Annotated in this window: 20 protein-coding genes and 1 pseudogene; 13 read left to right on the plus strand and 8 right to left on the minus strand. The window is 64.9% G+C overall.

What is annotated here, in order from left to right; translation table 11 throughout:
• Nucleotides 1–233 (plus strand): annotated as a pseudogene (locus tag DFR45_RS13520) (hypothetical protein); the annotation flags it as partial.
• 360 nt (nt 234–593) lie between these two features.
• On the opposite strand, the gene DFR45_RS14730 reads toward DFR45_RS13520, so the two are convergent.
• On the minus strand, nt 594–2,144 hold the full coding sequence (locus tag DFR45_RS14730; protein WP_241659468.1) for an aspartate aminotransferase family protein: 1,551 nt from the start codon (nt 2,142–2,144) through the stop codon (nt 594–596).
• 184 nt (nt 2,145–2,328) lie between these two features.
• On the opposite strand from DFR45_RS14730, the gene speB reads away from it, so the two are divergent.
• Together speB and DFR45_RS13540 are read left to right on the plus strand one after the other, a co-directional pair.
• On the plus strand, nt 2,329–3,288 hold the full coding sequence (gene speB / locus DFR45_RS13535) for an agmatinase (RefSeq protein ID WP_114484279.1): 960 nt from the start codon (nt 2,329–2,331) through the stop codon (nt 3,286–3,288).
• Entirely contained in the window at nt 3,285–4,622 is a 1,338-nt protein-coding gene (locus DFR45_RS13540; RefSeq protein WP_114484308.1) for an NAD(P)/FAD-dependent oxidoreductase, read from the plus strand. The genes speB and DFR45_RS13540 overlap by 4 nt, the downstream gene beginning before the upstream one ends.
• Here the strand turns inward: DFR45_RS13540 and pdxR are convergent, their stop codons facing one another.
• Nucleotides 4,623–6,146, minus strand: coding sequence for a MocR-like pyridoxine biosynthesis transcription factor PdxR (gene pdxR, locus DFR45_RS13545; protein WP_114484280.1), 1,524 nt, complete (start codon nt 6,144–6,146; stop codon nt 4,623–4,625).
• Between the two features lie 203 nt (nt 6,147–6,349).
• Here pdxR and DFR45_RS13550 point away from each other — a divergent pair, with 203 nt between their 5' ends.
• The 10 genes from DFR45_RS13550 to gabT all read left to right on the plus strand — a co-directional run bounded on the left by DFR45_RS13550 (nt 6,350) and on the right by gabT (nt 18,840).
• The gene (locus DFR45_RS13550; RefSeq protein WP_114484281.1) at nt 6,350–7,114 is read left to right on the plus strand and encodes a gamma-glutamyl-gamma-aminobutyrate hydrolase family protein; all 765 of its coding nucleotides are present in this window, start codon (nt 6,350–6,352) and stop codon (nt 7,112–7,114) included.
• Between the two features lie 27 nt (nt 7,115–7,141).
• A complete protein-coding gene (locus DFR45_RS13555) occupies nt 7,142–8,548 on the plus strand; it encodes a glutamine synthetase family protein (protein WP_421782845.1) in 1,407 nt (468 codons plus the stop codon).
• A 34-nt stretch (nt 8,549–8,582) separates the two neighbouring features.
• A complete protein-coding gene (locus DFR45_RS13560; RefSeq protein WP_114484282.1) occupies nt 8,583–9,983 on the plus strand; it encodes an aspartate aminotransferase family protein in 1,401 nt (466 codons plus the stop codon).
• A gap of 73 nt (nt 9,984–10,056) precedes the next feature.
• Nucleotides 10,057–11,214 carry a polyamine ABC transporter substrate-binding protein gene (locus DFR45_RS13565; RefSeq protein ID WP_114484283.1) on the plus strand — a complete coding sequence of 386 codons (1,158 nt, stop codon included), beginning with the start codon at nt 10,057–10,059 and terminating at the stop codon, nt 11,212–11,214.
• 92 nt (nt 11,215–11,306) lie between these two features.
• Nucleotides 11,307–12,428: an ABC transporter ATP-binding protein gene (locus DFR45_RS13570; protein ID WP_114484284.1), complete on the plus strand. Its 1,122-nt coding sequence runs from the start codon at nt 11,307–11,309 to the stop codon at nt 12,426–12,428.
• A 12-nt stretch (nt 12,429–12,440) separates the two neighbouring features.
• Nucleotides 12,441–13,379: an ABC transporter permease subunit gene (locus tag DFR45_RS13575; protein WP_114484285.1), complete on the plus strand. Its 939-nt coding sequence runs from the start codon at nt 12,441–12,443 to the stop codon at nt 13,377–13,379.
• Nucleotides 13,376–14,236, plus strand: coding sequence for an ABC transporter permease (locus DFR45_RS13580; RefSeq protein ID WP_114484286.1), 861 nt, complete (start codon nt 13,376–13,378; stop codon nt 14,234–14,236). The genes DFR45_RS13575 and DFR45_RS13580 overlap by 4 nt, the downstream gene beginning before the upstream one ends.
• A gap of 136 nt (nt 14,237–14,372) precedes the next feature.
• Nucleotides 14,373–15,806, plus strand: a complete 1,434-nt coding sequence (locus DFR45_RS13585) for a DUF3138 family protein (RefSeq protein WP_114484287.1) — start codon at nt 14,373–14,375, stop codon at nt 15,804–15,806.
• Nucleotides 15,807–15,954: 148 nt separating this feature from the next.
• Nucleotides 15,955–17,469, plus strand: coding sequence for an aldehyde dehydrogenase (locus DFR45_RS13590; protein WP_114484288.1), 1,515 nt, complete (start codon nt 15,955–15,957; stop codon nt 17,467–17,469).
• Between the two features lie 87 nt (nt 17,470–17,556).
• Nucleotides 17,557–18,840, plus strand: coding sequence for a 4-aminobutyrate--2-oxoglutarate transaminase (gene gabT / locus DFR45_RS13595; protein WP_114484289.1), 1,284 nt, complete (start codon nt 17,557–17,559; stop codon nt 18,838–18,840).
• An 80-nt stretch (nt 18,841–18,920) separates the two neighbouring features.
• Here the strand turns inward: gabT and DFR45_RS13600 are convergent, their stop codons facing one another.
• The 6 genes from DFR45_RS13600 to DFR45_RS13625 form a co-directional block, all read right to left on the minus strand.
• Nucleotides 18,921–19,394 (minus strand): bacteriohemerythrin, encoded by a 474-nt coding sequence (locus DFR45_RS13600; protein WP_241659469.1) that lies wholly within the window; start codon nt 19,392–19,394, stop codon nt 18,921–18,923.
• A 152-nt stretch (nt 19,395–19,546) separates the two neighbouring features.
• Complete coding sequence (locus tag DFR45_RS13605) at nt 19,547–21,064, minus strand: sugar ABC transporter ATP-binding protein (RefSeq protein ID WP_114484290.1); 1,518 nt, start codon at nt 21,062–21,064, stop codon at nt 19,547–19,549.
• Nucleotides 21,061–22,152, minus strand: coding sequence for an SMP-30/gluconolactonase/LRE family protein (locus tag DFR45_RS13610; protein ID WP_114484291.1), 1,092 nt, complete (start codon nt 22,150–22,152; stop codon nt 21,061–21,063). Before DFR45_RS13610 ends, DFR45_RS13605 begins: the two co-directional genes overlap by 4 nt.
• Complete coding sequence (locus DFR45_RS13615; protein ID WP_114484292.1) at nt 22,149–24,266, minus strand: ABC transporter permease; 2,118 nt, start codon at nt 24,264–24,266, stop codon at nt 22,149–22,151. Before DFR45_RS13615 ends, DFR45_RS13610 begins: the two co-directional genes overlap by 4 nt.
• Nucleotides 24,267–24,374: 108 nt before the next feature.
• The gene (locus tag DFR45_RS13620; RefSeq protein WP_114484293.1) at nt 24,375–25,382 is read right to left on the minus strand and encodes a sugar ABC transporter substrate-binding protein; all 1,008 of its coding nucleotides are present in this window, start codon (nt 25,380–25,382) and stop codon (nt 24,375–24,377) included.
• Nucleotides 25,383–25,447: 65 nt separating this feature from the next.
• Complete coding sequence (locus tag DFR45_RS13625) at nt 25,448–26,419, minus strand: ABC transporter permease (RefSeq protein WP_114484294.1); 972 nt, start codon at nt 26,417–26,419, stop codon at nt 25,448–25,450.
• Nucleotides 26,420–26,602 lie beyond the last annotated feature (183 nt).

A 26,602-nucleotide genomic window follows, 5' to 3' on the forward strand; every position in this document is an offset into this window, starting at 1 on the left:
GTCGAGTTCGCTCTCCATTTCTTGGGGTTCGTCTCGTTCAGGAGGAAGACTTGAATTATCCGATAGATTGGGATTTTATTGACACAGTCAAACTAGTCGATGCCCTGCGCACTCTGATGCTTTCGGGTTCGTCCAGCGCCTTTGGCCTTGGCATGGACCTGGGTGTGTTAAGTGCTTTTGCACTCGTTTTCATTTTTATCGCGGCAAAACTGTACCCTACGATTCTTCGGTGAGACTTGCGCTTGGTTTGCGACTCAGATTTCGTACAGTTTTGCCTCGCGTGAAAAACAGATTTTGGATGCAAAGATCCCACCCGCCTGAAAAAGCGGGCGCCTCATCAATTACCGACAACGCACCGCACAGACAAACTAGTGTAGTGTTTGATGCTTGATGCGACAAATAAAACCGATGGATTTTTGGTCTGGGCAAGGCGCAAACCGCAGCGATACCGGGTGGTATCGCGAGGATTTTGCAACGCGGCCCAGGCCGAAAAGACGCGGTTTTATGTCGCAGATAGCGTCGAACACTACACTAGCAGCTAAATTCACCATAACGGTACCAAGTTAGCGCTGGCCCATGAAGAGGGGGCCGTCTCAAACCCCCGCCAGCCCATCCAACGCATCCGCAAACGCCACTACCAGCGCGTCGGCGTCCTGCGCGGTGTGTGCGGGGCAGGCGAGCACCATGTTGTGGAAGGGCGTAAGCAGCACGCCGCGGTTGAGCAGTGCTAGCTGCAAGGCGGCTTCGAGGTCGTCGCGGAAGGCGGCGCGGGCTTCGCTGCCGTTGCGTGGTGGCGTGGGGCGGAACTGCACTTCGCAGCGTGCGCCTATGCGTGTGACGCTCCAGGGCAGTGCACGCGCGGCGATCTGGGCCTGCAGGCCATCGGCCACGCGCGTGGCGGTGGCGAACATGCGCGCGTAGGCGGGCTCGTCCATGACTTCGGCGAGCATGGTGCGCATGAGGCGCAGCGTGAGCAGGCCCGCGGACAGTGTCGTGCCTATGCCCGAGTGGCCGGGCGCGGCGGTGGCTTTGACGGCCTGCATGCGCGCGCCGACTTCGGCGCTGAAGCCATACGCGGCGCCCGGCGTGCCGCCCGCTAGGGGTTTGCCGAGCACGAGCAGGTCGGGCTCTAGGAGCCTGTCGGGCTTTGGAGTCGTCGGCTGCGAATGCGCCGCAGCGGCCCATGTTTTACCGTCTTCTTGCCCCATAGTCCCGCTATGGGGCGGCGAATCCGGCAAAAACTGGCCTCGCTGGGGCGCCTTCTCGCTATCGACGCCCAAAGTCCGACAGGCTCCTAGCCCAAAGGCGCGCGTGTAGCCGCCGGGCCCGCAGGAGAGGGTGTGCGTCTCGTCGAAGGCGAGCAGCGTGCCGTGCCGGCGCGTGAGCGTGCGCAGCGTTTGCAAGAAGCCGGGTTCGGGCAGCACCATGCCGACGTTGGTGAGCACGGGCTCGGTGAGCACGCAGGCCACGTCGCCGGGCGCGAGCGCGGCTTCCAGCGCGGCGCTGTCGTTGAACTCGACCACGCGCGTGGTGGGCGTCAGGTCGTGCACTTGGCCCAGCAGGCTGGCGCGCATGCGTGTGCTGCCGCCCTCGGCGAGATCGACGAAGCAGTCATCGACGGTGCCGTGGTAGCAGCCGTGGAACACGAGGATGCGCGGCCGGCCCGTGATCGCGCGCGCCCAGCGCAGCAAAAAGCGGTTCGCGTCGCTCGCGGTCGCGGTGAACTGCCACATCGGCAGGCCAAAGCGCTGCTCAAGCAGCGCCGCGACTTCGAGCGCGACCGCCGAGGGCAGCATGGTGGTGGCGCCCTGCGCGCCGAACTCGGCCAGCGTGCGCGCGATGGGTGCGGGGCTGTGGCCGAACATCGCGCCCGTGTCGCCCAGGCAAAAGTCGATGATTTCGTGCCCGTCGGCATCGACCAGGCGCGCGCCCTGCGCGGCATCGACGAAGAGCGGAAACGGCGCGGGCGTGTCGGCCATCCAGTGCATGGGCACGCCGAACAGAAAATGCCGCTGCGCCTGCGCGTGCAGCGCCGCACAGCGCGGGTGCGCGGCGCGAAAGCGTTGCGCTTCGGCCGCGAAAAAGCGCGCGATCTGGGCGCTGGAAAAATCGGTGCAAGGGGCGTCAGGGCTGGTGGTGGGCATGGCAAAACGGCGTTGAGAACACGGTCGTCGTGCAAGCAAGCATGCCACGCGCCGGGCGCGTGCGGCGCGTGCGCGCAAGTGGTTTTGCACGGCGCAGGCGAATTGGCACCATGGCGCGCGCACCAGCGCCCTTATGCTGCGCTGCACCTTGCAGCCTGCCATTGTTTTTTCTTCACTCCTTGCCATGACCCCGCACGGTTTCGCCTTTTTGGATCAAGCATCTTTTCTGGCCTCAGCGCACGTCCCACCTGCGCAAGCAGCTCCTTTTGGCATAGCAGGCATCGCCTGGGACGGCGCGGTGACCTACCGTCCCGGCGCGCGCTTTGGCCCGGCGGCGATCCGCCAGGCCAGCCTGATGCTGTGCGACGCCACGCACCCGCTGTTCGACCTTTCACCGGCCGGGCAGATCGTCGATCACGGCAACCTGGCGCTGCCCAACACCAGCCTGGCGGCGCTGCGCGCGGCGCTCGAGCCGCGTGCCGAGGCCCTGCTGCGCACGCAGCACATGGTGTGGCTTGGCGGCGACCATTCGATCACGCTCTCGCTGTTGCGCGCCGCGCGCGCCGTGCATGGGCCGCTTGCGGTGCTGCACTTCGACGCGCATTGCGACACCTGGAGCGACCATTTCGGCGAGCCTTCGGGCCACGGCACCTGGGTGTATGAGGCCATGCAGGAGGGGCTGGTCGTGCCCAGCGCCTTCGTGCAGATTGGCATCCGCTCGGCGGCGCAGCGCGCGGCGCGCGAATACGTCGCGCAGCGCGGCGGGCGCATCTGCACGGCGCGCGAGCTGCGCGGGCGCGACGGCGCGGCGCTCGATCCGCTCATTACCGAAATCGCCGCGCGCCTGCGTGCAAGCGGCGCGCCGGTGTACCTGAGCTTCGACATCGATTGCCTGGACCCGGCCTTTGCGCCCGGCACGGGCACGCCCGAGCCCGGCGGGCTTGCCACCAGCCAGGCGCTGACGCTGCTCGAAGGCTTGTGCGCGCTTGATCTGCCCTTCGTGGGCATGGACTGCGTGGAGGTGGCGCCAGCCTACGACCATGCCGAGCTCACGGCCAGCGCCGCCGCGACGCTCGTGTGGACGTATCTGTGCGCGCGGCTGGCGGCGATGCAGGCGCAGCGGGCACACGGGGGCCGGCCATGATGCGGCTCGAGCGCCAGGCGCAGGCGCTGCTCGCGCGCTCGTACTACCAGGACAGCGCGCAGCCTTGGGAGCGCGGCCCGGCGCTCGCGGGCACGGTGCAGGCCGACGTGTGCATCGTGGGCGGCGGGCTCGCGGGGCTGTCGGCGGCGCTCGAGCTCGCGCGCGCCGGCATGAAGACGGTGCTGCTCGAGGCGCAGCAGGTGGGCTGGGGCGCCTCAGGGCGCAACGGCGGGCAGGCGCTCGCGGGCTATGCGAGCGAGATGGAGCCTTTCGAGCGCCAGCTCGGGCACGAGGCCGCGCGCCAGGCCTGGGCGATGTCGCTTGAAGCGCTGGACTTGATGCGCACGCGCATCCGCGAACACCGCATCGCCTGCGACTGGACGGACGGCGCGCTGACGCTGGCCGTGCGCCCGGCCAAGGCACGCGCCCTGCGTGCGTGGCACGAGCACATGCAAGCGGACTACGACGCCGCGCACCTGCGCTGGCTGGACGAAGCGCAGACGCGCGCGCAAGTGCAGAGCGAGCGCTACGTGGCGGGCGTGTTCGACCCTTTGGGCGGGCACGTGCATCCGCTCAACTACACGCTGGGCATCGCGCGCGCTGCGCGTGCGGCGGGGGTGCAGATTTTCGAAGGCACCGAGGCCGTGCAGGTGCAGCCGGCCGCGGATGCGGGCGGGGGCAAGGCGCGGGTGCGCACCGTGCAAAGGGAAGTGCAGGGTGCGGCAGAGGGCGAGGTGCGCGCGCACTTCGTGCTGCTCGCGGGCAACGTGCACCTGGGGCGCGTGGCGCCGGCGCTCGCGCGCCGCATCATGCCCGTGGGCACCTACATCATCGCCACCGAGGCCTTGGGCGCCGAGCGCGCGGCCGCGCTGATCCCGAGCCGCGCCTGCGTGAGCGACAGCCAGTTCGTGCTCGACTACTACCGCCTGTCCGCCGATCACCGGCTGCTGTTCGGCGGGCGCGTGAGCTACTCGACGGTGTCGCCGCCCGACCTGCCCGCGACCATGCGCCGCAGCATGCTGCGCGTGTTTCCGCAGCTGCACGACGTGCGCGTCACGCACGCCTGGGGCGGCTTCGTGGACATCACCATGAACCGCGCGCCCGACTTCGGCCGGCTCGCGCCCGATGTGCTTTATCTGCAGGGCTTTTCGGGGCACGGCCTGGCGCTCACGGGGCTCGCGGGCCAGCTCGCGGCCGAGGCGATCCGCGGCCAGGCGCAGCGCTTCGACCTCTTTGCGCGCCTGCGGCACCGGCCCTTTCCGGGCGGGGATTTGCTGCGCACGCCCTTGCTCGTGCTCGCGATGGCCTGGTACCGGCTGCGCGATTGGCTGTGATCAGGCGGCTGCAGCGCCGTTGGCCGCATCCACCGCCGCACGCACGACCTCGCCGAGTCGGCGCGCCCAGGGCGTGATGCGCTCGATGGGCACGTAGGCGTAGCCGATGACCAGGCCGCGCTGGTGCGGCGCGCCGAGGTAGTAGCGCGACAAGGGGCGCACGAACAGCCGGTGCGCGGCGCAGGCGGCCGCCACGGCTTCGTCATCGACCGCGTCGTCGGTAAAGACCAGGCACAGGTGCAGCCCCGAGTCCTGGCCCGAGATGCGCACACGCGCGCCCAGCGCCTGCACGAGGCTGCGCGCGAGCGCATCGCGCCGCGCCTGGTAGGTCACGCGCAGGCGCCGCACCATGGTCTGCAGGTGCCCTTCGGTGATGAAGTCGGTGAGCGCGGCTTGCAGCATCAGTTGCCCGGGGCGGTACAGGTCGTACAAGCCGGTGTTGAAGGCCGCAAGCAGGTCCGGCGGCACCACGAGGTAGCCCAGGCGGATGCCGGGGTACATGGCCTTGGAGAAGGTGCCCGAATACAGCACCTGCGCATGCGCGTCCAGCCCTTGCAGGCTCGCGAACGGCCGGCCGCTGTAGCGAAATTCGCTGTCGTAGTCGTCCTCGAAGATCCAGCAGCGGCGCTGCGCCGCGAATTCGAGCAGGGCGCGCCGGCGCTGCAGGCTCATCACGTGGCCGAGCGGGTACTGGTGCGAGGGTGTGACGTAGATCAGGCGCGGGCGCGTGTGCCATTCGGCCTCGCGCGGCGCGATGCCCTCGGCGTCCACGGCGATGGGGCGCAGGCGCAGCCCCGCCGCTTCGAGTGCGCGCCGCGCGCCCCAGTAGCTCGGGTTTTCTATCCAGGCCTCGTCACCATGGTCGGTAAGCAGGCGCGCGGCCAGGTCAATGGCCTGCTGCGTGCCGGTGGTGATGAGCACCTGCGCGGGCGTGACGCGCACCGAGCGCGACAGCGTGAGGTAGCGCGCGATGGCCTCGCGCAGCGGCATGTAGCCGCCCTCTTGCCCATAGTCGAGCAGATTGCGATCCAGGCTGCGCCAGTATTTGGTCTGCAGCTTTTGCCAGAGCTGGATGGGGAAGTCAGCAAAGTCGAGCGCCCCCGGAGCAAAAGGCTGCACTTCATAGTCCTGCGAGCCCGAATGCCGCGTAAGCAGGGCGCCGCGGTCGGAAAGGTCGCGTGGATTGTCGGCCGCAGGTGCACGCTTGGCGGCGCTGGCAGGCGGCGTCAGTGGTCTTTGGTCGGGCAGCGTGTCGGACACATAGGTTCCGCTGCCCTGCTGCGCCGAGAGATAGCCCTCGGCCACGAGCTGGCTGATCGCGGACATCACGGTATTGCGCGACAGCGCCAGCTCACACGCCAGCGCGCGCGTGCTCGGCAAACGCGTGCCGGCCTCCAAATGGCCTGCCAAAATGGTTTCGCGCAGCACGTGGTACAGGCGCCGATTGAGGGGCGCGAGCGCATGCGGGCCATCGGGCCGCTGCAATTCGGTGAGCAGCCGTTCGGTCAGGTCATAGGAACGCATGGGGCTTCAGGTGGAGTGGCCGAAACGCTTGGAAGGGCTTTGGGGACGCGCAAATGGCACCATCATAAAAGGCCATAGTGGTTCCATCGCAAGTGCCAATACACGTTTATATTTGAACCATGAAATCTCCATAACTAGTGGAAAACCCTAGGTTTTTTGGTTTTTGCGAGATTTTGTCACCGCGCATCCGAACGAAAAACGACATGACAAAAGAGACGCCTTTGGTGGCCGTGTCCACCGACCTCAAAATGCTCGCCGGCCACCCGACCTATGCGGTCGCGCAGAAATATGTGGACCCGGTGCTCGAGCTCTCGGGGTGCCTGCCCATGCTGTTGCCATCCCTGGGTGAGAGACTGCCGCAGGACGCCTTGCTCGCGGCCGTGCACGGCATCGTCTTCACGGGTTCGCCCTCGAACATCGAGCCGCACCATTACGGCCATGCGCTCACGCGCCCCGACTCGCCGGCCGATCCGGCGCGCGACGCCACCACTTTGCCGCTGATCCGCGCGGCGATTGCACGCGGCGTACCCGTGTTCGGCATCTGCCGCGGCTTTCAGGAGATCAACGTCGCGCTCGGCGGTACTTTGCTGCAAGAGGTGCACCGCACGCCCGGCTACGCCGACCACCGCGAGGACGAAAGCGCCACGCTCGACGAGCAATACGCTCCGGCACACACGGTGCACGCCACGCCCGGCGGCTGGCTCGAAGCGCTGCTGGGCACCTCGACCTGGCAGGTCAACAGCCTGCACGGGCAGGGCATAGACCAGCTCGCGCCCGACCTGGTCGTCGAGGCCACGGCACCCGACGGGCTCATTGAAGCCTACCGCCACCGCAGCGCGCCGGGCTTTGTGCTCGCCGTGCAGTGGCACCCTGAATGGCGCGCGGCGCAGGACCCGGTTTCGCGCAAACTGTTTGCCGCTTTTGGCGATGCGTGCCGGCGCTACGCCAAAAGCGCCACGGCGCACTGACCTTGCTTTTTCTTTGCAGGCACGACCATGACTACCGAACCCAACACCACGAACACCTCTTTGGAAAGCCGCAAGCATTGGACTTTCAACGACCTCGAGCGCTGGCTCAACGAGCGGCGCATCACCGAGATCGAATGCCTGGTGCCCGACCTCACAGGCGTGGCGCGCGGCAAGATTCTGCCGCGCAACAAGTTCACCGAAGACCGCGGCATGCGCCTGCCCGAGAGCATCATCGGCCTCACGGTGACGGGCAACTGGCCCGACGATCCGCAGCTCGACACGCTGATCGCCAACACCGACCGCGACATGAACCTGGTGCCCGACCCGAGCACCGCGCGCGTCGTGCCCTGGGCCACCGACCCCACGGCGCAGGTGATCCACGACTGCTACTTCAAGGACGGCTCGCCCGTCGATTACGCGCCGCGCACGGTGCTCAAAAAGGTCATCGAGCTGTTCCATGCGCAAGGCTGGGAGCCGGTGGTGGCGCCCGAGCTCGAGTTCTACCTCGTGGACAAAAATACCGACCCCGACCAGCCGCTGCGCCCGCCCATAGGCCGCTCGGGCCGTGCCGAGACTTCGCGCCAGCACTACAGCATCGACGCCGTGAACGAGTTCGACCCGCTGTTCGAAGACATCTACGATTACTGCGACGCGATGGACCTCGACGTCGATACGCTGATCCATGAAATCGGTGCGGGGCAGATGGAGATCAACTTCCTGCACGGCAACCCGCTCGACCTCGCCGACAAGGTGTTTTTCTTCAAGCGCACGATCCGCGAAGCCGCGATGCGCCACAACATGTTCGCCACCTTCATGGCCAAGCCCATGATGGGCGAGCCCGGCAGCGCCATGCACGTACACCAGAGCGTGGTCGAACGCAGCACACGGCGCAACATCTTCAGCAACCCCGACGGCACGCCCTCGGCGCAGTTCTTCCACTACATCGGCGGCCTGCAGAAATACATCCCTTATGTGATGGCATTTTTGGCGCCCTACGTGAACTCGTACCGCCGCCTCGTGGCCAACACGGCCGCGCCGACGAACGTCGAATGGGGCTCCGACAACCGCACCGTGGGCATACGCGTGCCCAATTCCAACGCTGCGAACCGGCGCGTGGAAAACCGCGTGATCGGCGCCGACGCCAACCCCTACGTGGCCCTGGCCGCAAGCCTGGCCTGTGGTTACCTCGGCATGATGGAAAAGATCGAGGCACTGCCGGAAATGAAGGGCAACGCCTACAACCACCCCAATGCCACGCCGCTGCCACAGAGCCTGTCCGAATCGGTGCGCCTGCTCGACGAAGTGCCCGAAGTCGCGCAGCTGCTGGGCAAGCGCTTTTGCGGCATCTACAAGGCCGTGAAGATGAGCGAATACGCCGAGTTCATGAAGGTCATCAGCCCCTGGGAGCGCGAGCACCTGCTGCTGCACGTGTGAGGCGCCAGCCCCTTTTTGTCCGTTGGAGATATCCATGCCATCGTCTGATCTGCCCCGCTTCGACACCGCCGCGCTGCGCGCGCAAGATGCCGCGCACCACCTGCACCCGTTCACCGACACGCAAAGCCTCAACGCCAGCGGCACACGCATCATCGTGCGCGGCGCGGGGGTGCGTATCTGGGACTCCGACGGCCACGAGATCATCGACGGCATGTCGGGGCTGTGGTGTGTGAACCTCGGCTACGGCCGGCAAGACCTCGTCGACGCCGCCACGCGGCAAATGCAGACCCTGCCGTTTTACAACGCCTTTTTCAAGACCACGACGGTGCCGGCAATCGAGCTCGCCAGCTTGCTGACCGAGATCGCGCCGCCCGGCTTTCAGCATGTGTTCTTCACCAATTCGGGCTCCGAGGGCAACGACACCATCATCCGCCTGGTGCGCCGCTATTGGGACTTGATGGGCCAGCCGCGGCGCAAGACCATCATCAGCCGGCGCAATGCCTACCACGGCAGCACGCTGGGCGGCGCCTCGCTCGGCGGCATGAGCGGCATGCACGCGCAGGGCGACCTGCCGATTCCCGGCATAGTGCACATCGACCAGCCCTACCAACTCCAGCACGGCCACGCGGGCGAGAGCGCCGAACATTTCGGCCTGCGCGCGGCTTCGTGGCTCGAAGCCAAGATTCGCGAGCTCGGCCCTGAAAACGTCGCTGCGTTCATCGGCGAGCCGGTGCAGGGCGCAGGCGGCGTCATCATTCCGCCTGCGAGCTATTGGCCTGAAATCCAGCGCATCTGCGACCACTACGGCATCTTGCTCGTCTCCGACGAGGTGATTTGCGGCTTCGGGCGCCTAGGCCACTGGTTCGGCTGCCAGCACCCGCACATAGGCACGCGGCCCGACCTCATCACCTTTGCCAAGGGCGTCACCTCGGGCTATCTACCGCTGGGCGGCGTGCTCGTGGGCGAGCGCATCGCCAAGGTGCTGATCGAGCGCGGCGGCGAGTTCCAGCACGGCTTCACATATTCGGGCCATCCGACCTGCTGCGCCGTCGCCGTGGCCAACGTGCAGGCCATGCGCCGCGAGGGCGTGATCGAGCGAGTCGCGCAAGACCTGGCGCCCTACCTCGCCACCGCTTTCGGCACGCTCGCCGACCATCCGCTCGTGGGCGACGTGCAGTCGCTGGGCATGGTGGCCGGACTGGTGCTCTACAAAGACAAGGCCAGCCGCACGCTGTTCGATGCCGAGCTCGGCGTGGGCTACCGCTGCCGCGACCATTGCTTCCAAAACGGCGTGGTGATGCGCGCCGTCGAAGAGCGCATGATCATCGCGCCGCCGCTCGTCATGACGCACGAGGACATCGACGAAATGGTGCGCCGCATCCGCCGTAGCCTGGATGACACATGGGCTGGTTTGCGTGCGGACGGGCTGATATAAACCCGCCCTGGCATCCCTATTGCATGCTTTTTGTCGACCACCTTTTCTTGGAGGAGTTTCGATGTCCCGTTTTATGCCCCCCCTCCGGCCGCGCGCGGCTGGCAAAAACCCCCAGGCATCCTGGGCGCGCAAATTGCTCGGCGCCTTCACGGCGAGCGCGGCGGCCTTGGCCGTGTTTGCAGCAGCGCCCGCGCAGGCCCAGGACAACGTCCTGAACATTTATAACTGGTCAGACTACATCGCTCCGACCACAGTTCCGGACTTCGAAAAACAGTTCGGCATCAAGGTGCGCTACGACACCTTCGACTCGAACGAAACCCTGTTTGCCAAGCTGGTTGCAGGCGACACGGGCTACGACATCGTCGTGCCTTCGTCGAACTGGGGCGCCGTCGAGCTCAAGGGCGGCCTGTTCCAGCCCATCGACAAATCCAAGATTCCCAACTACCAGAACCTCGACCCCAATCTGATGAAGCAGCTTGCGGCCGTCGATCCGGGCAACAAATACCTGATCCCGTGGATGTGGGGCTACACCACCGTGGGGATCAACGTGGACAAGGTCAAAAAGGCCCTGGGTGATACGCCCATGCCCGACAACCCCTTTGACCTCGTCTTCAACCCGACATACGCGAGCAAACTCAAGAGCTGCGGCATTTCGTTCCTCGACTCCGGTGGCGACATCATGGAGGCGGCGTTCAATTACCTGAACATTCCGCAAAACAGCAACAAACCCGCCGACTACCAGAAGGCCTGGGACATGCTGCAAAAAATTCGCCCCTACGTGAGCCAGCTGTCTTCGAGCGGCTACATCAACGACCTCGCAGGCGGCAACCTCTGCGCCTCGCTCGGCTGGTCGGGTGACATGGGCATCGCCGCGCACCGTGCCAAGGAAGCCAAAAACGGTGTGAACATCAAGGTCTTCCCGCCCACGCACGGCGCCGTGATCTTCATCGACACGATGGCGATCCCCGCAGACGCCAAGCACGCCGAGAACGCGCACAAGTTCATCAACTACCGCCTGCAGCCCAAGGTCGTTGCGGCCGATTCCAACACGGTCTATTACGCCAACCCGGTGCCGGCTTCCCTCCCATTCGTGTTGCCACGGGTGAAGGACAACGACTACGTCTTCCTCTCGCCCGAGATGATGGCCAAGCTCATTGCACCCAAGGTCTACAGCAGCGACGAGCGCCGCTTGCTCACGCGCCTGTATACCAAGTTCAAGACGGGGCTATAAGAAAATTCGCCGTCACGCCGTGCGACACATGGTGCCGCACGGCACCAGGCCAAGAACTGCCCACCACACCGCCCGGCCCGAGAAACCACACCATGGCATCAACCAGCAGCGCAACCGCAGCCTCCACGAAAGCGCAGGACGCCTTTTTGCGTATCGCCGCCGTCACCAAACGCTTCGGCGAAGTCTTCGCGGTGCATGAGGTCGATCTCGACATCGCGCAGGGTGAAATCTTCGCCCTGCTCGGCTCCTCGGGTTGTGGCAAGTCCACGCTGCTGCGCATGCTTGCGGGTTTCGAGACGCCGAGCAGCGGGCGCGTCTTTCTCGCGGGCCAGGACATCACCGAACTGCCGCCCTACGAGCGGCCGATCAACATGATGTTTCAGTCCTACGCCTTGTTTCCGCACCTCACGGTGTTCGACAACATCGCGTTCGGCCTGCGGCGCGACGGCATGGACAAAGCAGCCATAAGGCAGCGCGTCGAGGAGATGCTCGACCTCGTACAGTTGCGGCCCTACGCCAAGCGCAAGCCGCACCAGCTCTCGGGCGGACAGCAGCAGCGCGTGGCCCTCGCGCGCAGTCTGGCCAAGCGGCCCCAATTGCTGTTGCTCGACGAGCCGCTCGGGGCGCTGGACAAAAAACTGCGCGAGCGCACACAAATCGAGCTCGTCAACATCCTGCGCAAGGTGGGCGTGACCTGTGTCATGGTCACGCACGACCAGGAAGAGGCCATGACCATGGCCGACCGCATCGCCGTGATGCGTGAAGGGCGGTTCTTGCAACTCGGCACGCCCAGCGAGATTTACGAGCATCCGCAAAGCCGCTTCGTGGCCGACTTCATCGGCAACGTGAACCTCTTTGAAGGCCGGCTCGTGACCGACGAGCCCGACCATTGCGAAGTCCAGACCGAAGAAGTGCTGTTCCACATCGACCATGGCATCAGCGGTGCGCTGGGCATGGAGCTCGTGGTGGCACTGCGCCCCGAAAAAATCATGCTCGAACCGGGGCACAAGGCCTATCCGCACAATGCCGTGCAAGGGCAGGTTGCGGGGCGCCTCTACATGGGCAGCTTCACCGCCTACGAGCTGCAGCTGCCCAACCAACGCCGCATGCGCGTGGATGTGTCGAACGCCGACCGTCATGCCGACCCGTTCGAGATCGGCACGGCAGTCACCGCACACTGGATGGGCACTGCGCCCGTGGTCATCGTCGATTGAAGGGGCAGCACGATGGACACGCTCACGCCTTCCTCAGCCCCTGCTGGCACGCCCAAGCACCGGCGCCGTTTCCATGGCGGGCGCTTGCTGGTCATCGGCGTGCCCCAGTTTTGGTTCGTGGTTTTTTTGCTCGTGCCTTTCCTGATCCTGCTCAAGATCAGCCTTTCGGTGAGCAACGAGCTTGGCGTGGGTTTCGAGCCGCTCGTCGCTTTCAAAGAAGAAGCCTTGCGCATCCAGCTGCATTTCGGTGCCTATCTCGCCCTGCTGCGTGACGACCTTTATCTGCTGACGTATCTGTCCTCGATCGGCTATGCGCTATTCACCACGTTCTTGTGCCTGGTGATCGGCTACCCGTTCGCGTACTTCCTTGCGCGCTCCAACCCCAGCGTGCGCCCGGCCTTGCTGATGCTCGTGATGCTGCCGTTCTGGACGTCGTTCCTGATCCGCATCTACGCCTGGAAGAACCTGCTCGACATCAACGGCCTGGTGAACCAGTTTCTGCTCTGGACCGGCATCATCGACGCGCCGTTGCGCATGATGTTCACCACCTTCTCGTTCATGATCGGCATGGTGTATGGCTACATCCCATTCATGATCCTGCCGCTCTATGCGACGCTCGTGAAGCTCGACGGCCGCCTGCTCGAAGCCGCGGCCGATCTGGGTGCGACGCCCCTCAAGACCTTCTGGCTCGTGACCGTGCCGCTGTCGCGCGCGGGCATCGTCGCCGGGTCGCTGCTCGTGTTCATCCCTGCCGTGGGTGAATACGTGATCCCCGAGCTGCTCGCCGGCCCTTCAGTGCTCAACATCGGGCGCGTGATGTGGAACGAGTTCTTCCTCAACCTCGACTGGCAGCGCGCCGCGGCCGTGACCATCGTGATGGTGCTGCTGATCCTCGTGCCGATCGCGATCTTCAATCGCTATCAGACCAAGGTCATGGAGGCGGCGTCATGAAACCCAAGCGCCTGCTGTCCTTGTCCACGCTCTGGATGGCGCTGGTCTATCTGTTCCTCTACCTGCCCATCGTGGTGCTGGTCGTCTATTCTTTCAACGACTCGCGCATGGTCACGCTGTGGGGTGGCTGGACGCTGCGTTGGTATGCCGAGACGTTACACGACGATGTCGTGCTCAGTGGCCTGGCCTTGTCCCTCAAGGTGGCCCTGGCGACCGCCACCACCTCGGTCGTGCTCGGCACGCTCGCGGCTTTTGCGCTCACGCGCTACCAGCGCTTTCGCGGCAAAGGCTTGCTGAACCTGCTCATCAACATCCCGCTGGTCATGCCCACGGTGGTGATTGCGCTTGCTTTGCTGCTGTTTTTCGTCACTGCGCAAGAGGTGCTGGGCTTTCCGCAAAAAGGTTTTTTCACGATCTTCATCGGCCATACGGTGATGTGCATCTCGTATGGCACCGTGGTGATCCAGTCGCGCCTCAAGGAAATGGATCGCTCCATCGAAGAAGCCGCGATGGATCTGGGCGCGCGCCCTTTGCAGGTGTTCCTGCTCGTGACGCTGCCCGCGATTTCGCAGGCGCTGGTGTCGGCCTGGCTGCTGACCTTTTCGCTCTCGCTCGACGAAGTGGTCATCTCCGCCTTCCTTTCGGGCCCCGGCGCGACCGCCTTGCCCGTGGTGATTTTCTCGCGTGCGCGCCTCGGTCTGAACCCCGAGATCAACGTCATCGGCGCCGTGACGGTCTATCTCGTGATCGTCGCCGTGGTGGCCGCGAGCATCTGGATGGCGCGGCGCGAACGCCGTCGCGCCGAGGAAAGCGCCGCCGCCTACCGCCAGGAAATGGAATTGCAAACCAGCGCATAGCGCTTCTGGACTTACGCAAACAAAGATGCTGCAGCGTGTTTTGCCATGGGGCGCGCGACTTGCCCCACCCCGATTTGCGTAAGTCGTGCTTTTTACGCAGCGGCTGCACCGTTTTATCACCAAGCTGAGGGAAACCATGCAACACAAATTCCGCCTTTCCGTTTTGACCCTGGCCCTCGGCCTGGAGCCCATGTTCGCGCTGGCCGACACCAATGCCGACATCCTGCGCGAGATCGAGGCGCTCAAGGCCAAGGTGCAGCAGCTCGAAGCACAGGTCAAGAGCCAGCAAGTCCAGATTGAGGAAACCCAAAAGGCCACGGCAGAAGCCGGCCAAACCGCAGACCGCGCCGACGTGCAAATCAGCGGTGTCAAACAGACCATGGAGATGTCGGGCTTCAAGGGCCTCACGATCACCGGCATGATCGCGCCAGCGTATGTTTACAACCAGGCGCAACAATCAGGCTCGTTCGTGTTCCTGAACCGCTCGAACGGGTCGGCGGGCGACAGCTCGATCTACAACTACGACAACTCGTACTTCGGCAGCGCCTACATCTCGTTTGCCAAAGAAACCGAAGACGGCACCAAGTGGACGCTGATGCTCGCACCCGACCGCGGATCGGGCGCGCTGACCAACGGCAGCTCGATCGTGCACGAAGCCTCGGTTTCGATTCCGCTCGAAGGCGACAAGAACACGCGCCTGATCGCCGGCCAGATTCCCGACTGGGAGGGCTACGAATCGACCTGGGGCAACCAGATGAAGCCCATCACCCACAACCTGTTGTTCGACTTTGCCGAGCTCACGTCCTATACCGGCGTAGGCATAGACATGGTGCGCGGCAAGTGGGAGGTGAAGGCCATGCTGGCCAACATGAATTCCCCTCGCTATTACTACGACGGCAATGGCGGACGTGCACCCGCAGCAGTGTTTCGCGCCGACTACGCGATTCCCGGCTACGACAACGCAGGCGTGGGCTTTTGGGGCATGGTGGGCAAGCTGCCCAACACCAACGTGAACCCCGCCGACGGCACCACGGCGCTGTACCGCACGGGCACTTCGTCGGCCGCAATGTTCGAGGTCGATGGTTTCGTCACCAAGGGCGACTGGGGCTACTACGGCCAGGTCGGCTACGGCCAGCAAACCGGCGCGGCCTACAACGGCGACACCGCGAAGTGGTGGGGCCTCTCGGGCATGATGACCTACAACTTCAGCCCGCGCTTCCTCGGTTTTGCGCGCGCCGACTACCTCAACAACAAGAAAAATGGCGGCGGCCTGCCCGGCGGCTACATGAACGTATCGAGCGCAGGGCAGAGCTTCAACGGCGTCAACGGCTTCGGGCCCGGCTATGTGCGTGACCCGCTCACTGGCGAATGGGTAACGACGGACGGTAATTCGGGCGCGAACCGCTACGCCTTGTCGCTGGGCATGAATTACCTCTACAACCAGTCCACCACGCTCAAACTCGAATACCGCTACGACCGCGCGAGCCGTGCGACTTTCCTCAACACCTCCGACGGCAGCTACCGCAAATACAACAACCTGCTCGCGGCCTCGGTGGTCGTGAGCTTCTGAACGCCATGGCGGGTTTGCCGGCAGCCTGCGGCGAAGCGTCTGCACGACTTGCGCAAATCGGGGTAAGGCAAGGCGCGCGCCCGATGGCAAAACACTTTGCGGCATCCTTGTTTGCGCGAGTCCAAGTCCATTTACCCGGAGATGTCCTATGAATGCCCATTATTCGCGTGATTTCTGGCACGCGCGTGCGGCCGAGTTGCTCGCGCGCGGCATCGATGGCCGCATGTGGATCGACGGCCGGCGTGAAGACGCGGCCGACGGCCAGTGCTTCGACTGCATCTCGCCGCTCGACGGCCGCGTGCTCACGCGCGTGGCGCGCGGCCAGGCGGCGGACATCGCCCGGGCCGTCGCGTCTGCGCGCGCGGCCTTCGTCGATCGGCGCTGGGCGGGCAAATCCCCGGCCGCGCGCAAGAAGGTGCTGCAGGACTTCGCCGCGGCCATGCTCGCGGCGCGCGAGGAACTCGCCCTGCTCGAAACCCTGGACATGGGCAAGCCGATCACGAACAGCCTCTCGGCCGACGTGCCCGGCGCAGCGCGCTGCATCCAGTGGTACGGCGAGGCCGTGGACAAGGTCTATGACGAAATCGCGCCCACGGCCGACAGCGCGCTGGCGCTGGTCACGCGCGAGCCTGCAGGCGTGGTCGGCGCCATCGTGCCCTGGAACTACCCCATGCTCATGGCCGCGTGGAAGCTCGGGCCCGCGCTCGCCGCGGGCAACTCGGTGGTGCTCAAACCGAGCGAAAAGTCGCCCCTGACGGCCTTGCGCATGGCCGAACTGGCACTCGAGGCCGGGCTGCCGCCGGGCGTGCTCAACGTGGTGCCGGGCTACGGCCACGAAGCCGGCGAGGCGCTCGCGCTGCACATGGACGTGGACGTGATCGGCTTCACGGGCTCCACGCGCACCGGGCGACGCATGCTCGAATACGCCGGGCGCAGCAACCTCAAGCGCATCTACAACGAGCTCGGCGGTAAGTCGGCGAACATCGTGTTTGCCGATTTCGACGACCTCGACCGCGCCGCCGCCACGGCCGCGGGCAGCATGTTCTACAACCAGGGCGAAAGCTGTAACGCGCCCTCGCGCCTGCTGCTGCAGGAGGACATTGCCGACGCCTTCCTCGAAAAGCTGCTGGCCCAGGTGCCGCAGTACGCACCCGGCGATCCGCTCGATCCGCAGACCCAGCTTGGCGCGCTCGTCGACGCCACGCAGACGCAGACCGTGCTGGGTTACATCGCGTCGGGCCTGGCCGAAGGCGCGCAGTGCCTCGCGGGCGGCACGCGCGTGCTCGAGCACACGGGCGGGCAGTTCGTCGCGCCCACGGTGTTCGACAAGGTGCACAACCGCATGAAAATCGCGCAGGAAGAAATCTTCGGCCCGGTGCTCGCGGTGCTCCGCTTTCGCACCGAAGAAGAAGCCATTGCCATCGCCAACGATTCCACCTACGGCCTGCACGCCGGCGTGTGGACGCGCAACCTCGACCGCGCCGTGCGCGTGTCGCGCGCGCTCAAGGCCGGCACGGTGCACGTCAACCAGTACGACGAGGACGACATCACTGTGCCCTTCGGCGGCGTCAAGCAGTCGGGCAACGGGCGCGACAAATCGCTGCACGCCTTCGACAAATACACCGAGCTCAAAACCACCTGGATGCGCATCGCGCCGCGCTGAGCGTGCTTTTGCGGTCGACAGATGGTGGCGCACCTACTTTGCACCGCCGCTTCCGACATTCTGTTTTCTTCAAGAGAGGAATTCCCCATGAACCACTCCCGCAATGAACAACTGCTGGCCCGCAAGGCCTCGGCCACGCCGCGCGGCGTCGGCGTGATGGCACAGTTTTTTGCCGCGCGTGCCGAAGGCGCCGAACTCTGGGACGTCGAGGGGCGCCGCTTCATCGATTTTGCCGGCGGCATCGCGGTGCTCAACGTCGGCCACCGCCACCCCAAAGTCGTGGCCGCGCTCACCGCGCAGCTGCAGCGCTTCACGCACACCTGCTACCAGGTCGTGCCCTACGAGAGCTACGTGGCGCTCGCGGAAAAACTCAACGAACTCACGCCGGGCAGCTTCGCGAAGAAAACCGCGCTGTTTTCCACGGGCGCCGAGGCCGTGGAGAACGCGATCAAGATCGCGCGCGCCTACACGGGCCGCTCGGGCGTGATCGCGTTCGACGGCGCCTTCCACGGCCGCAGCTTGTTTGCCGTGGCGCTCACCGGCAAGGTGCAGCCCTACAAGGTGGGCTTCGGCCCGTTCCCGCCCGAGATCTACCATGCGCCCTTTCCGCGCCAGGGCGGCGGTCTGGCCGAGGCGAAAAAAGCGATCGAGCGCCTGTTCAAGGCCGACATCGAGCCCACGCGCGTCGCCGCGATCATCTTCGAGCCCGTGCAGGGCGAAGGCGGCTTCAACGTCATCGACGCCGCCGCCGTGCAATGGCTGCGCACGCTGTGCGACATGCACGGCATCGTGCTCATTGCCGACGAGGTGCAAAGCGGCTTCGGGCGCACCGGCAAGCTGTTTGCGATGGAGCACTACCACGCGCAGACCGGCGTGCTGCCCGACCTCATGACCAGTGCCAAGTCGCTCGCCGCGGGGCTGCCGCTTTCGGCCGTCACGGGCCGCGCCGAAATCATGGACGCCCCGGCGCCGGGCGGCCTCGGCGGCACCTATGCGGGCAACCCGCTTGCGGTGGCGGCGGCGCACGCTGTGATCGAGGTCATGCACGAAGAAAAGCTCCCCGAGCGCGGCGCGCGGCTCGGCGCGCAGCTGCAGGCGCGGCTCGAAGCGCTGCGCGCGCAGGTGCCGCAGATCGCCGAGGTGCGCGGCTTGGGCGCCATGGTGGCCGTGGAACTGCGCGATCCCGCAAGCGGCGCCGCCGACGCCGAATTCACGCGCCGCGTGCAGGCCGAGGCGCTGGCGCGCGGGCTGATTCTGCTCAGCTGCGGCACCGAGGCGAACGTGCTGCGCTTTCTGTTCCCGCTCACCATCCCCGACGCGCTGTTTGCCGAAGGCTTGGACATCCTCGAAGCGGCGCTGCGCGCGGCCTGAGCGCTTTTGGCGCGTCGCCTGGATACTGCTGAAAATTAAGCAAAAAGGCCAGAAAACCAAGGTGGAACAAGCGCTGGCAGCTACGATTTTTGTAGATTGCGCCGGATCACCACGGGCTTGCCGCCCAGGCGTCGCTTGCACATCCAGTGCGACAGGGCCGAGTCGAGGTAGTCGGCGTGGCCCGGAAACCAGTCGGCGAGCGCTTGCGCGAGCGAGCGGCACACGTCGCTGCGGCCTTGCGCGAGCACTTCGCGCACTTCCTGCACCGACTTCATCACCGCCGCATGTTCGTCGGCATGGCAGCCGCGCGCCGGGAAGTTGGTTTCTTCCATCCAGGCTTCCTCTTCGCTGAAATGCCTCTGCGCGTGCTCGGCAAAGGCATCGAGCAATCCCGGCAGATCGGCGTCGGGCGCGGTCTGCAATTGGTGCACGAGGGTCACGAACTCCTCGTGCAGCGCGTCCATGGGGCCGTAGCCGAGCAGATAAGCGTCGCTCCACTGCATGGGCGCGGCAACGTCGGCGATCGGAGTGTCGGGGGTTTCGGTCGGTGGCATGTTGCTTCCTGAGATGCGCTTTGGCGCGGGATCAGGGAAAAGTGTAGCGTGCGCCCGTTCATTCACCCCTGTCATGGCAAGGCTGGTTCTGTAGCGATTCTTGCCGTGCGGGCCGAGGAGCGCCGCCGGTTCGGTGGCAAAGGCTTCGAAGATCAGTGAATCGCCGCGTACATGATCTTTTCTTCCGTCGCTTCGAGGGCTGAGAATTCTTCCACGACCTTGCCTTTTTTCGCGACCAGGATGCGGTCGGACAAAGACAGAATCTCCGGCAGATACGACGAGATCACCACCACCGCCTTGCCTGCGTCTGCAAGCCGATTGATCTCGGCATGGATTTCCGCGATGGCGCCGACATCGACGCCGCGCGTAGGCTCGTCGAAGATGATGACGTCGGGCTCTTGCGCGAGCGATTTGGCGATCACCACCTTTTGCTGGTTGCCGCCCGAGAGCTCCACGACTTGCACGCTTTTATCGATGGCGCGGATGCTCAGCATCTTCGTCCAGTATTCCCCGAGGCTGCGCTCCTCGCTGGCGGAGACCATGGGCTGGCGGCCTTTTTTCTTGGCGAGCACGCCGAGGTAGATGTTGCGCGGGATCGACATGTGGTCGAAAAAGCCCTCGGATTTTCGGTCTTCGGTGATGTAGGCGATGCCGTCGCGCACGGCGGGCGCCGGTACGCGGTAGCGCACGGGGCGGCCGCGCAGACGCACCTCGCCGCCATAGAAAAAGTCGCGCTTGATCAGGCCCGCGACGACCTTGAAGGTTTCCGTGCGGCCGGCTCCGACGAGCCCGAATACGCCCGTCACCTGCCCCGCGAACACCGACAGGGAGTTGTTTTTCACCATGGAGGCCATGCGCAGGTTCTGCACCGACAGCAGGCATTCGCCCTGCGGACGCACGCGCGTCTTGTGCACGCCGTACATGGTTTGGGACATGTCGCGCCCAACCATCGCCTGAATGATGCGCGCACGGTCGAATTGGTCCTTGTCGTCGGTGACGACGAGCTTGCCGTCGCGCAAGATGGTGATGCGGTCGGCCAGCAGCAGCGCTTCTTCGAGCGCATGCGAGATGAAGATAATGGAAACGCCGCGTTTCTTGAGCTGGACGACCAGATCGAAGAAGTAGCGCTTTTCTTCCGGCGTCAGCGTCGCCGTGGGCTCGTCGAAGATGATGATCCGTGCATTGTTGAGCACGGCGCGGGCGATCTCCACCATCTGCTTTTGCGCTGCGCCGAGCATGCCGACCAGCGCCGTGGGGTTGACGTCGAAATTGAGCGACTGCAGGAATTGCTGCGCTGCAATGTAGATGCCGCGCAGGCGGTTGAAAAACGCCTCTTGCCCCAGAAACAAATTTTGCGCCACGGTCATGCTGGGCACCAGGCTGGTCTCCTGGAACACCATGGCGATGCCGTGGTGGTGGGCTTCGAGCGGCGTTTTGAAGCTCACTTCGCGCCCTTCGAGCAGCATGTGCCCCGAGCTGAGCGTGACCACACCGGCGAGCACCTTGGACAGCGTGGACTTGCCCGCGCCGTTCTCGCCGAGCAGGGCGTGCACCTCGCCGCGCCGCAGGTTGAAGTCCACGTCCTCGATCGCCGGCACCCCGGCGTATTTTTTCGTCGCCTGGCGCAGTTCCAGCACGACTTCCGGTGTCGCAGTGCTTGGCGCGTTCATGCTGCACTCCCTTGAATGGATGCGAGGGGCAGCCTGAGCAATTGCCCGCTGCCCTTGGAAGCCACGTACAAAGCCCCATCGAATTCGGCGACCGCGGTGATGCCGTGGTGGTGGCCGTCCACGCGGCTGTGCAAAGAGCTTTCGATGCGCCCCTGCGCACTCACGCGGATCACCAAGCCGTAGGAGCGCGGCGGCGCCCAGGGCTTGACGATGCCCATCTGCTTGACGCCGGCCCCCTGCAGCGGCTCCAGGTAGCTGTGGCCCGAAGACAGCGCCGGTGCGATCCAGTACGCCGGGTCGATTTCGGCCATCATGCGTTTGCGATACGTGGGCTCGCGCAGCACGAACTCCACGAGCTGCGTGCGCGCGGCAAAGCAGGTGAGCCAAAACCCCCCGCCGGCGGCGCGTGCCATGCGCGAAGGGTAGGCCGGCATGTCGTGCAGCCACGGCTGCGCTTGCCCGTCGCGCAAGGCGAGCACGCGGTGCCGCCAGCTCTCGCTCACGAGCAGCGCGCCGTCTGCGCCTTCCGCCGCGCCAAACGCGAAGGCGAGGTCTTTGGCGACCTCCTTGCTGCGGCCCTCGGCCCAGTGCCACGCACACACGCGCCCGCTGCGGCCCAATTCCATCAGGTCGTGGCTCCACTGGGCGTAATCGCGCTGGCGCGAGCCTTCGGTGATCCACAAAGTCTGCGCTCCGAACGCCAGCGCATTGACGCTGCGCAGGGGCTGCCCGGCCACCTGGTCGATCTCGGCGCCATCGTGCGCGCCACCGAGCAGCAGCACCTTCCGCCCTTGCAGCGCCACGGCCAGCGTGCCGTCGGGCGCCGCTGCCAAGGCGGTCACGGGAGCGGGGAGGCTGTGCACCTTTTGCAGCCCGTCGCCCGCCAGCCTGTACACATCAGAAACCGCGCAAACCCAGAGCTGGTCAGCGCTGCAAGCTATATCTTCGATACCGGGCAAGCGCGCCAAGACATGCGCCTCGTCGAGCAGGCGGTTCGGGCGCAAGGCGCCGTCCATGATGGGGACGGTGGTGGCGGCCTCGCCGCGCCCCAGCAGACGATCAAGCCAGGCAGAAAGCGGGTTTTTCATGCGGATTTCCCCCAGCGGCGGTCGTACTGCACGAAGTCGGGATCGGCGTCGGCCAGCTTGTAGCGCCCGATGCGGTTGTTCGAGATCCCGCCGAGGTAGAGGTAGCCGCGGTGCTCGCGCATCGAGGTGATCATCGGGTGGTTCACGCCGCCCAGGTCCCAGAAGGTTTCGAGCACCTGGCCCGATTCGGTGATCTTCATCACGCAGCCGATGTTGATGTTGGGGAACAGCCATTCGTCGAAGGGCAGACGCTTGGCCATGCGTTTGCGAAAACCAGGCATGCGCATGGCCATGTCGTAGGCGGGGCCGCGCATGCCGACCAAGGCCAGCCAGTAATTGCCGTCGGAGGCGAGGTTGAGGTTGTCGGGGTAACCGGGCAGGTTGTCGATCACGGTCTCCACGCGGCCCTTTTTCGGGCCGTCGAACCAGTAGCGCTTGATGCAGCAGCCCCAGGTTTCGGCAAACAGGATCGACTGCCCATCGCTGGCCATGGCAATGCCGTTGGGGAACTTCAGGTTGGCGAGCACCGTGCGGGTGCTCTGGTCGCGCGGGTCGTAGCAGATGATGCGACCGTTGCCGCGCGCCTCCAGCCCATCGACGGCCCATTCGTGCATTTCATAGCGCACGGTGGCCTCGCTGAAGAAAATGCGCCCATCAGGTGCGATGTCGAGGTCGTCCGCAAGTCTCAGGCGGCTGTCGTCGTTGATCGAGCGCCAGCTGCGCTGGGTTTCGTCGGTGGCCTTTTCGATCTTGCGCTCGGGCGTGACGCGGTAAAGCCCCATGCCGCCGATGCAGACGTACAGGTTGTCGTCGCGGTCGAACGCCATACCCAGCGGCTGCCCGCCGATGTGCGCATAGACCTCCATCTGCTGGTAGTCGGGCGCCAGGAAACGGATGATGTCGCCGTGGCGCGAGCCCGCGTAGAGGTTGTCGTGACGATCGAGGATCACGTCCTCGGGCGATTCGATGCGCCCCAGGCCGATCAGCTCCACGTCCTTGAGCTTGTCGTTGACCTCATAGACGGAGCCGCTGCCGGGGCTGCAATCGGGCGCGGGCGGCAAGGCCAGGTACGTCGGGCTCACATACACCGAGCTGACGATGCGGTGGCGGTTTTTGATCCAGCGGATGTCGATCAGCGCGGCGGCAAGCAAAATCCCCGCGAGCACCATGCGGTTGGCGCCGCCCGAAACCGACAGGTTCGTGAGCCCGTTGACGACCAGCAAAACCACCAGCGTGCCCAAAACGGCTTTGGCCACCGAGCCGCGTCCGCCGCCCAAGCTGATGCCGCCGAGCACGGCCGCCGTGAGCACCGTGATTTCGAGCCCGATGCCGATGTCCGCGCCCGCCGTAGCCAGGCGTGCTGCAAAAAACAAGGCACCCAGGGCCGTCAGCACGCCGCTCGCCACATAGCACAGCGCGACCGTGCGGCGCACCGGAATGCCGCTATTGAAAGCCGAGCGACGCGAGCCCCCGATGGCCAGTACATGCCAGCCCATGCGCAAACGCGTGAGAAAGACGTGGCCGAGCACCGCGACAAGCGCATAAACCCAGGCCACGGCGGGCAGGCCCAGCCAGACACCGCTGGCCATGAAGTCCCACGCTTGCGAGTCCGGCATGCTGCCGGCGATCGCCGTGGAGTAGTCGAGGCTCACGATTTCATAGATCGAGCGGTAGATGATGAGCGTGATCAGGGTCGTGAGGAAGGCGCGCAGGCGCAAATAGCCGATCAGCACACCATTCACGGCACCCAGCAAGGCCCCCGTGAGCAAAGTGGCGGCGATGGCGAGCGGCAGGGGCCAGTGGAGCACGTGCATCGCCATGAGCGCGACGAAATTCGTCAGTGCGAAAACCGAGCCCACGGAAAGATCGATGCCTCCGACGATCATCACCAGCGCCAGACCGAGCACGACGAAGCCGATCTCCCCTGCCTGGCGCAAGGTGTCGGCGATGGCCGAGAGGCTCCAGAAGTTGTCGATCGTCCGCGCCGAAAGCACCACGACGAGCACCAGCAGCAGAAACGGAATGGCCGTCTCCGTCCAGCGCTTGGAGAGGATTTCACCCAGCCAGTGGTCAGGCCAGTAGCGGTAGCGCAAACGGGTCAGCGTTTCTTGCATGGCAGAGGCGGGCAAAGGGTGCCCGAGAGCAAAGAGCGAAGAATCGCCAGGGGCGCGACGGTAGGCGGCTCGGGCCACCCATGGCGCCCCTGGCTTGGCGAGAACCGATCAGGAAGGCAATTTCCAGCAAACGCCCTGCTGACCGGCGTTGGCCTTGGTGATCGGAATCAGGGTGGTGTAGATGTTCTGGTGTGCCATCCCTGGTTTGACGTCGCCTTGCGCGAGCCACTTGATCATGGCCGCCATGTTGCTCGCTTGCGTGGGCACGTCGTAGCTCACGTTCAAGTCGTAAGCCCCGGACATGACCTGGTCACACGCGCCCTTTTGCTCTCCACCACCGGAGGTGGCCAGAAACACCTTGCCCGTGAGGCCGGCCTCCTTGATGGCGGCGGCGGTGCCTATGTCCATGCCGTCCCAAAAGCCGATGACGCCGCACAGGTCGGGGTGCTGCTTCAAGACCGTTTGCGTCAGCGCCTTGGCCTTGGCGGCGTCCCAGTCGGCGGCCTGGTTCGAGACGACCTTGATCTGCGGGTTCTGCGCGAGCACGTTTTCCACGCCCTTGAGCGTGTAGGCGCTCGTCGCGGCAGTGGGCGCCCCCTGCACGATCGCGATCTTGTTGGACTTGCCCTTGCAGGCGGCGACCACGGCGCGCGCGTTCATCTCACCCACATCGACCCAATCCGCGCCCACGAACACCGCCGAAGGCTGGGCTGAACGCATGTTGATCTGGATGACGTAGATGCCCTCTTTCTCGGCGCGTGCGATCAGGCGCGCGTAGGTTTGCACATCGGGGTTGTGTACGACGATGAAGGCGGGCTTTTCAGCGATCAGCGCGGTAAAGGCCTGCGCACCGGCGTTGGTGTTCCAGTTCGGGTCGCGCGCCACCACCTTCATGCCGGCGGGCTCGAGCTCGCGCTTGAGCCCGTTGTACCAGCCCTGCGCCAAGTCGAACCCCATGCCCAGCGGCAAAAAGGCCACGGTTTTGCCTGCCAGGGCCTTTTTGTAGGCAGCGCGAAAAGGCTCGTCCAGCCCCTTGCCTTGCGCCAAGGCGCCCGTGCCAACGGCCAAGCCTGCGGCCAATGCCAGGCCATGAACGAGGGTTCGAAAAATACGCATGCGAAGTCTCCTGGTGTTGTCAAAGCGCCAATCCCTGACGCCGTGGGTTTACGGTAAATAAAAACTCAGATGTCCCCTTGCTGCGCGGTTTCCTCGTTGCGCGGGTTCAGGATCGAATCGATCACCACGGCGATGAGCAGGATCACACCCTTGATGATGTTTTGCACCGAATACGAAAGGTTCATGATCGTCATGGCGTTGAGCAAAGTGCCGATCAATAAGGTGCCGATGAGCACGTTGCTGACGCCGCCGCGCCCACCCGACAGGCCAATGCCGCCCAGCACCACGACCAGGATCACGTCGTAGATCATGGTGGAATTGAAAATGCGCGTGGGCATGGTGTCGATCGAGGCGGCCATCACGAGTCCGGCGAACAGTCCGATCAATGCCGCCAAAACATACTGCAGCACCATCAAGGGCCGCGTGGACAAGCCGCTGGCGCGCGCCGCAAAAGGGTTGTCGCCCAGCGCATAGACGAACAGGCCCAATCGCAGCTTGCGCAGAAAGAAGGTCATCGCCAATGCGACCAACGCGAACATCACGATGGGCTTGGGCAGGCCCAAGACGGCGCCGCGCCCGAGCCAGCCTATGGCATTGAGGCGCTCGGGCCATTGCACCACGTCGAGCTGGAAAAAGGCCACCTGGCCCAAACCGGCGAGAAAGAGCCCCGAGGCCAAAGTGGTGAACAAGGAGGGCACTTCGGCGTAGGCGATGAGCCAGCCGTTGATCAACCCGAACAGCAAGGCCACCGCCGCGCCGGCAGCGCAGGCCGTCAGAACTTCGTGCCCGTTTTGCACCATTTGCAGCACCAGCCCGGCCGGCACGGCCAACGCGGCGATCAATGAAATGTCGATGCCGCGGCCGATCACCACGAGCGCCATGCCCAAACCCAAGATACCCAGAATGGCCACGTTCTGCAGCAACGTGAGCAGGTTCTGCAGCTGGAAAAAACCCTCGAGGAACAGCGAGAAGCCTGCAAAAAGAACGCAAAAAATCAGCAAGACGATGGTTTGTTGGGACCAATGCAGCTTCATCATGGACGGTATGTTGGGTGCAGAGCGAATCTCTTGAGGAGCATGTTGCAGGGAATCGACCTTGACAAAAATCAGGGTTTGTACCAGCAACGTGACGCCTGCGAGACAGTCGGTGGCCCGGGGTGCTGTTTTTCCCATTGCGCGCTGCGACGTTCGGCTGCCACAACCGCGCTGGCGTACTAGCTT

It is taken from the genome of Extensimonas vulgaris (assembly GCF_003337425.1).
Classification (GTDB): domain Bacteria; phylum Pseudomonadota; class Gammaproteobacteria; order Burkholderiales; family Burkholderiaceae_C; genus Extensimonas; species Extensimonas vulgaris.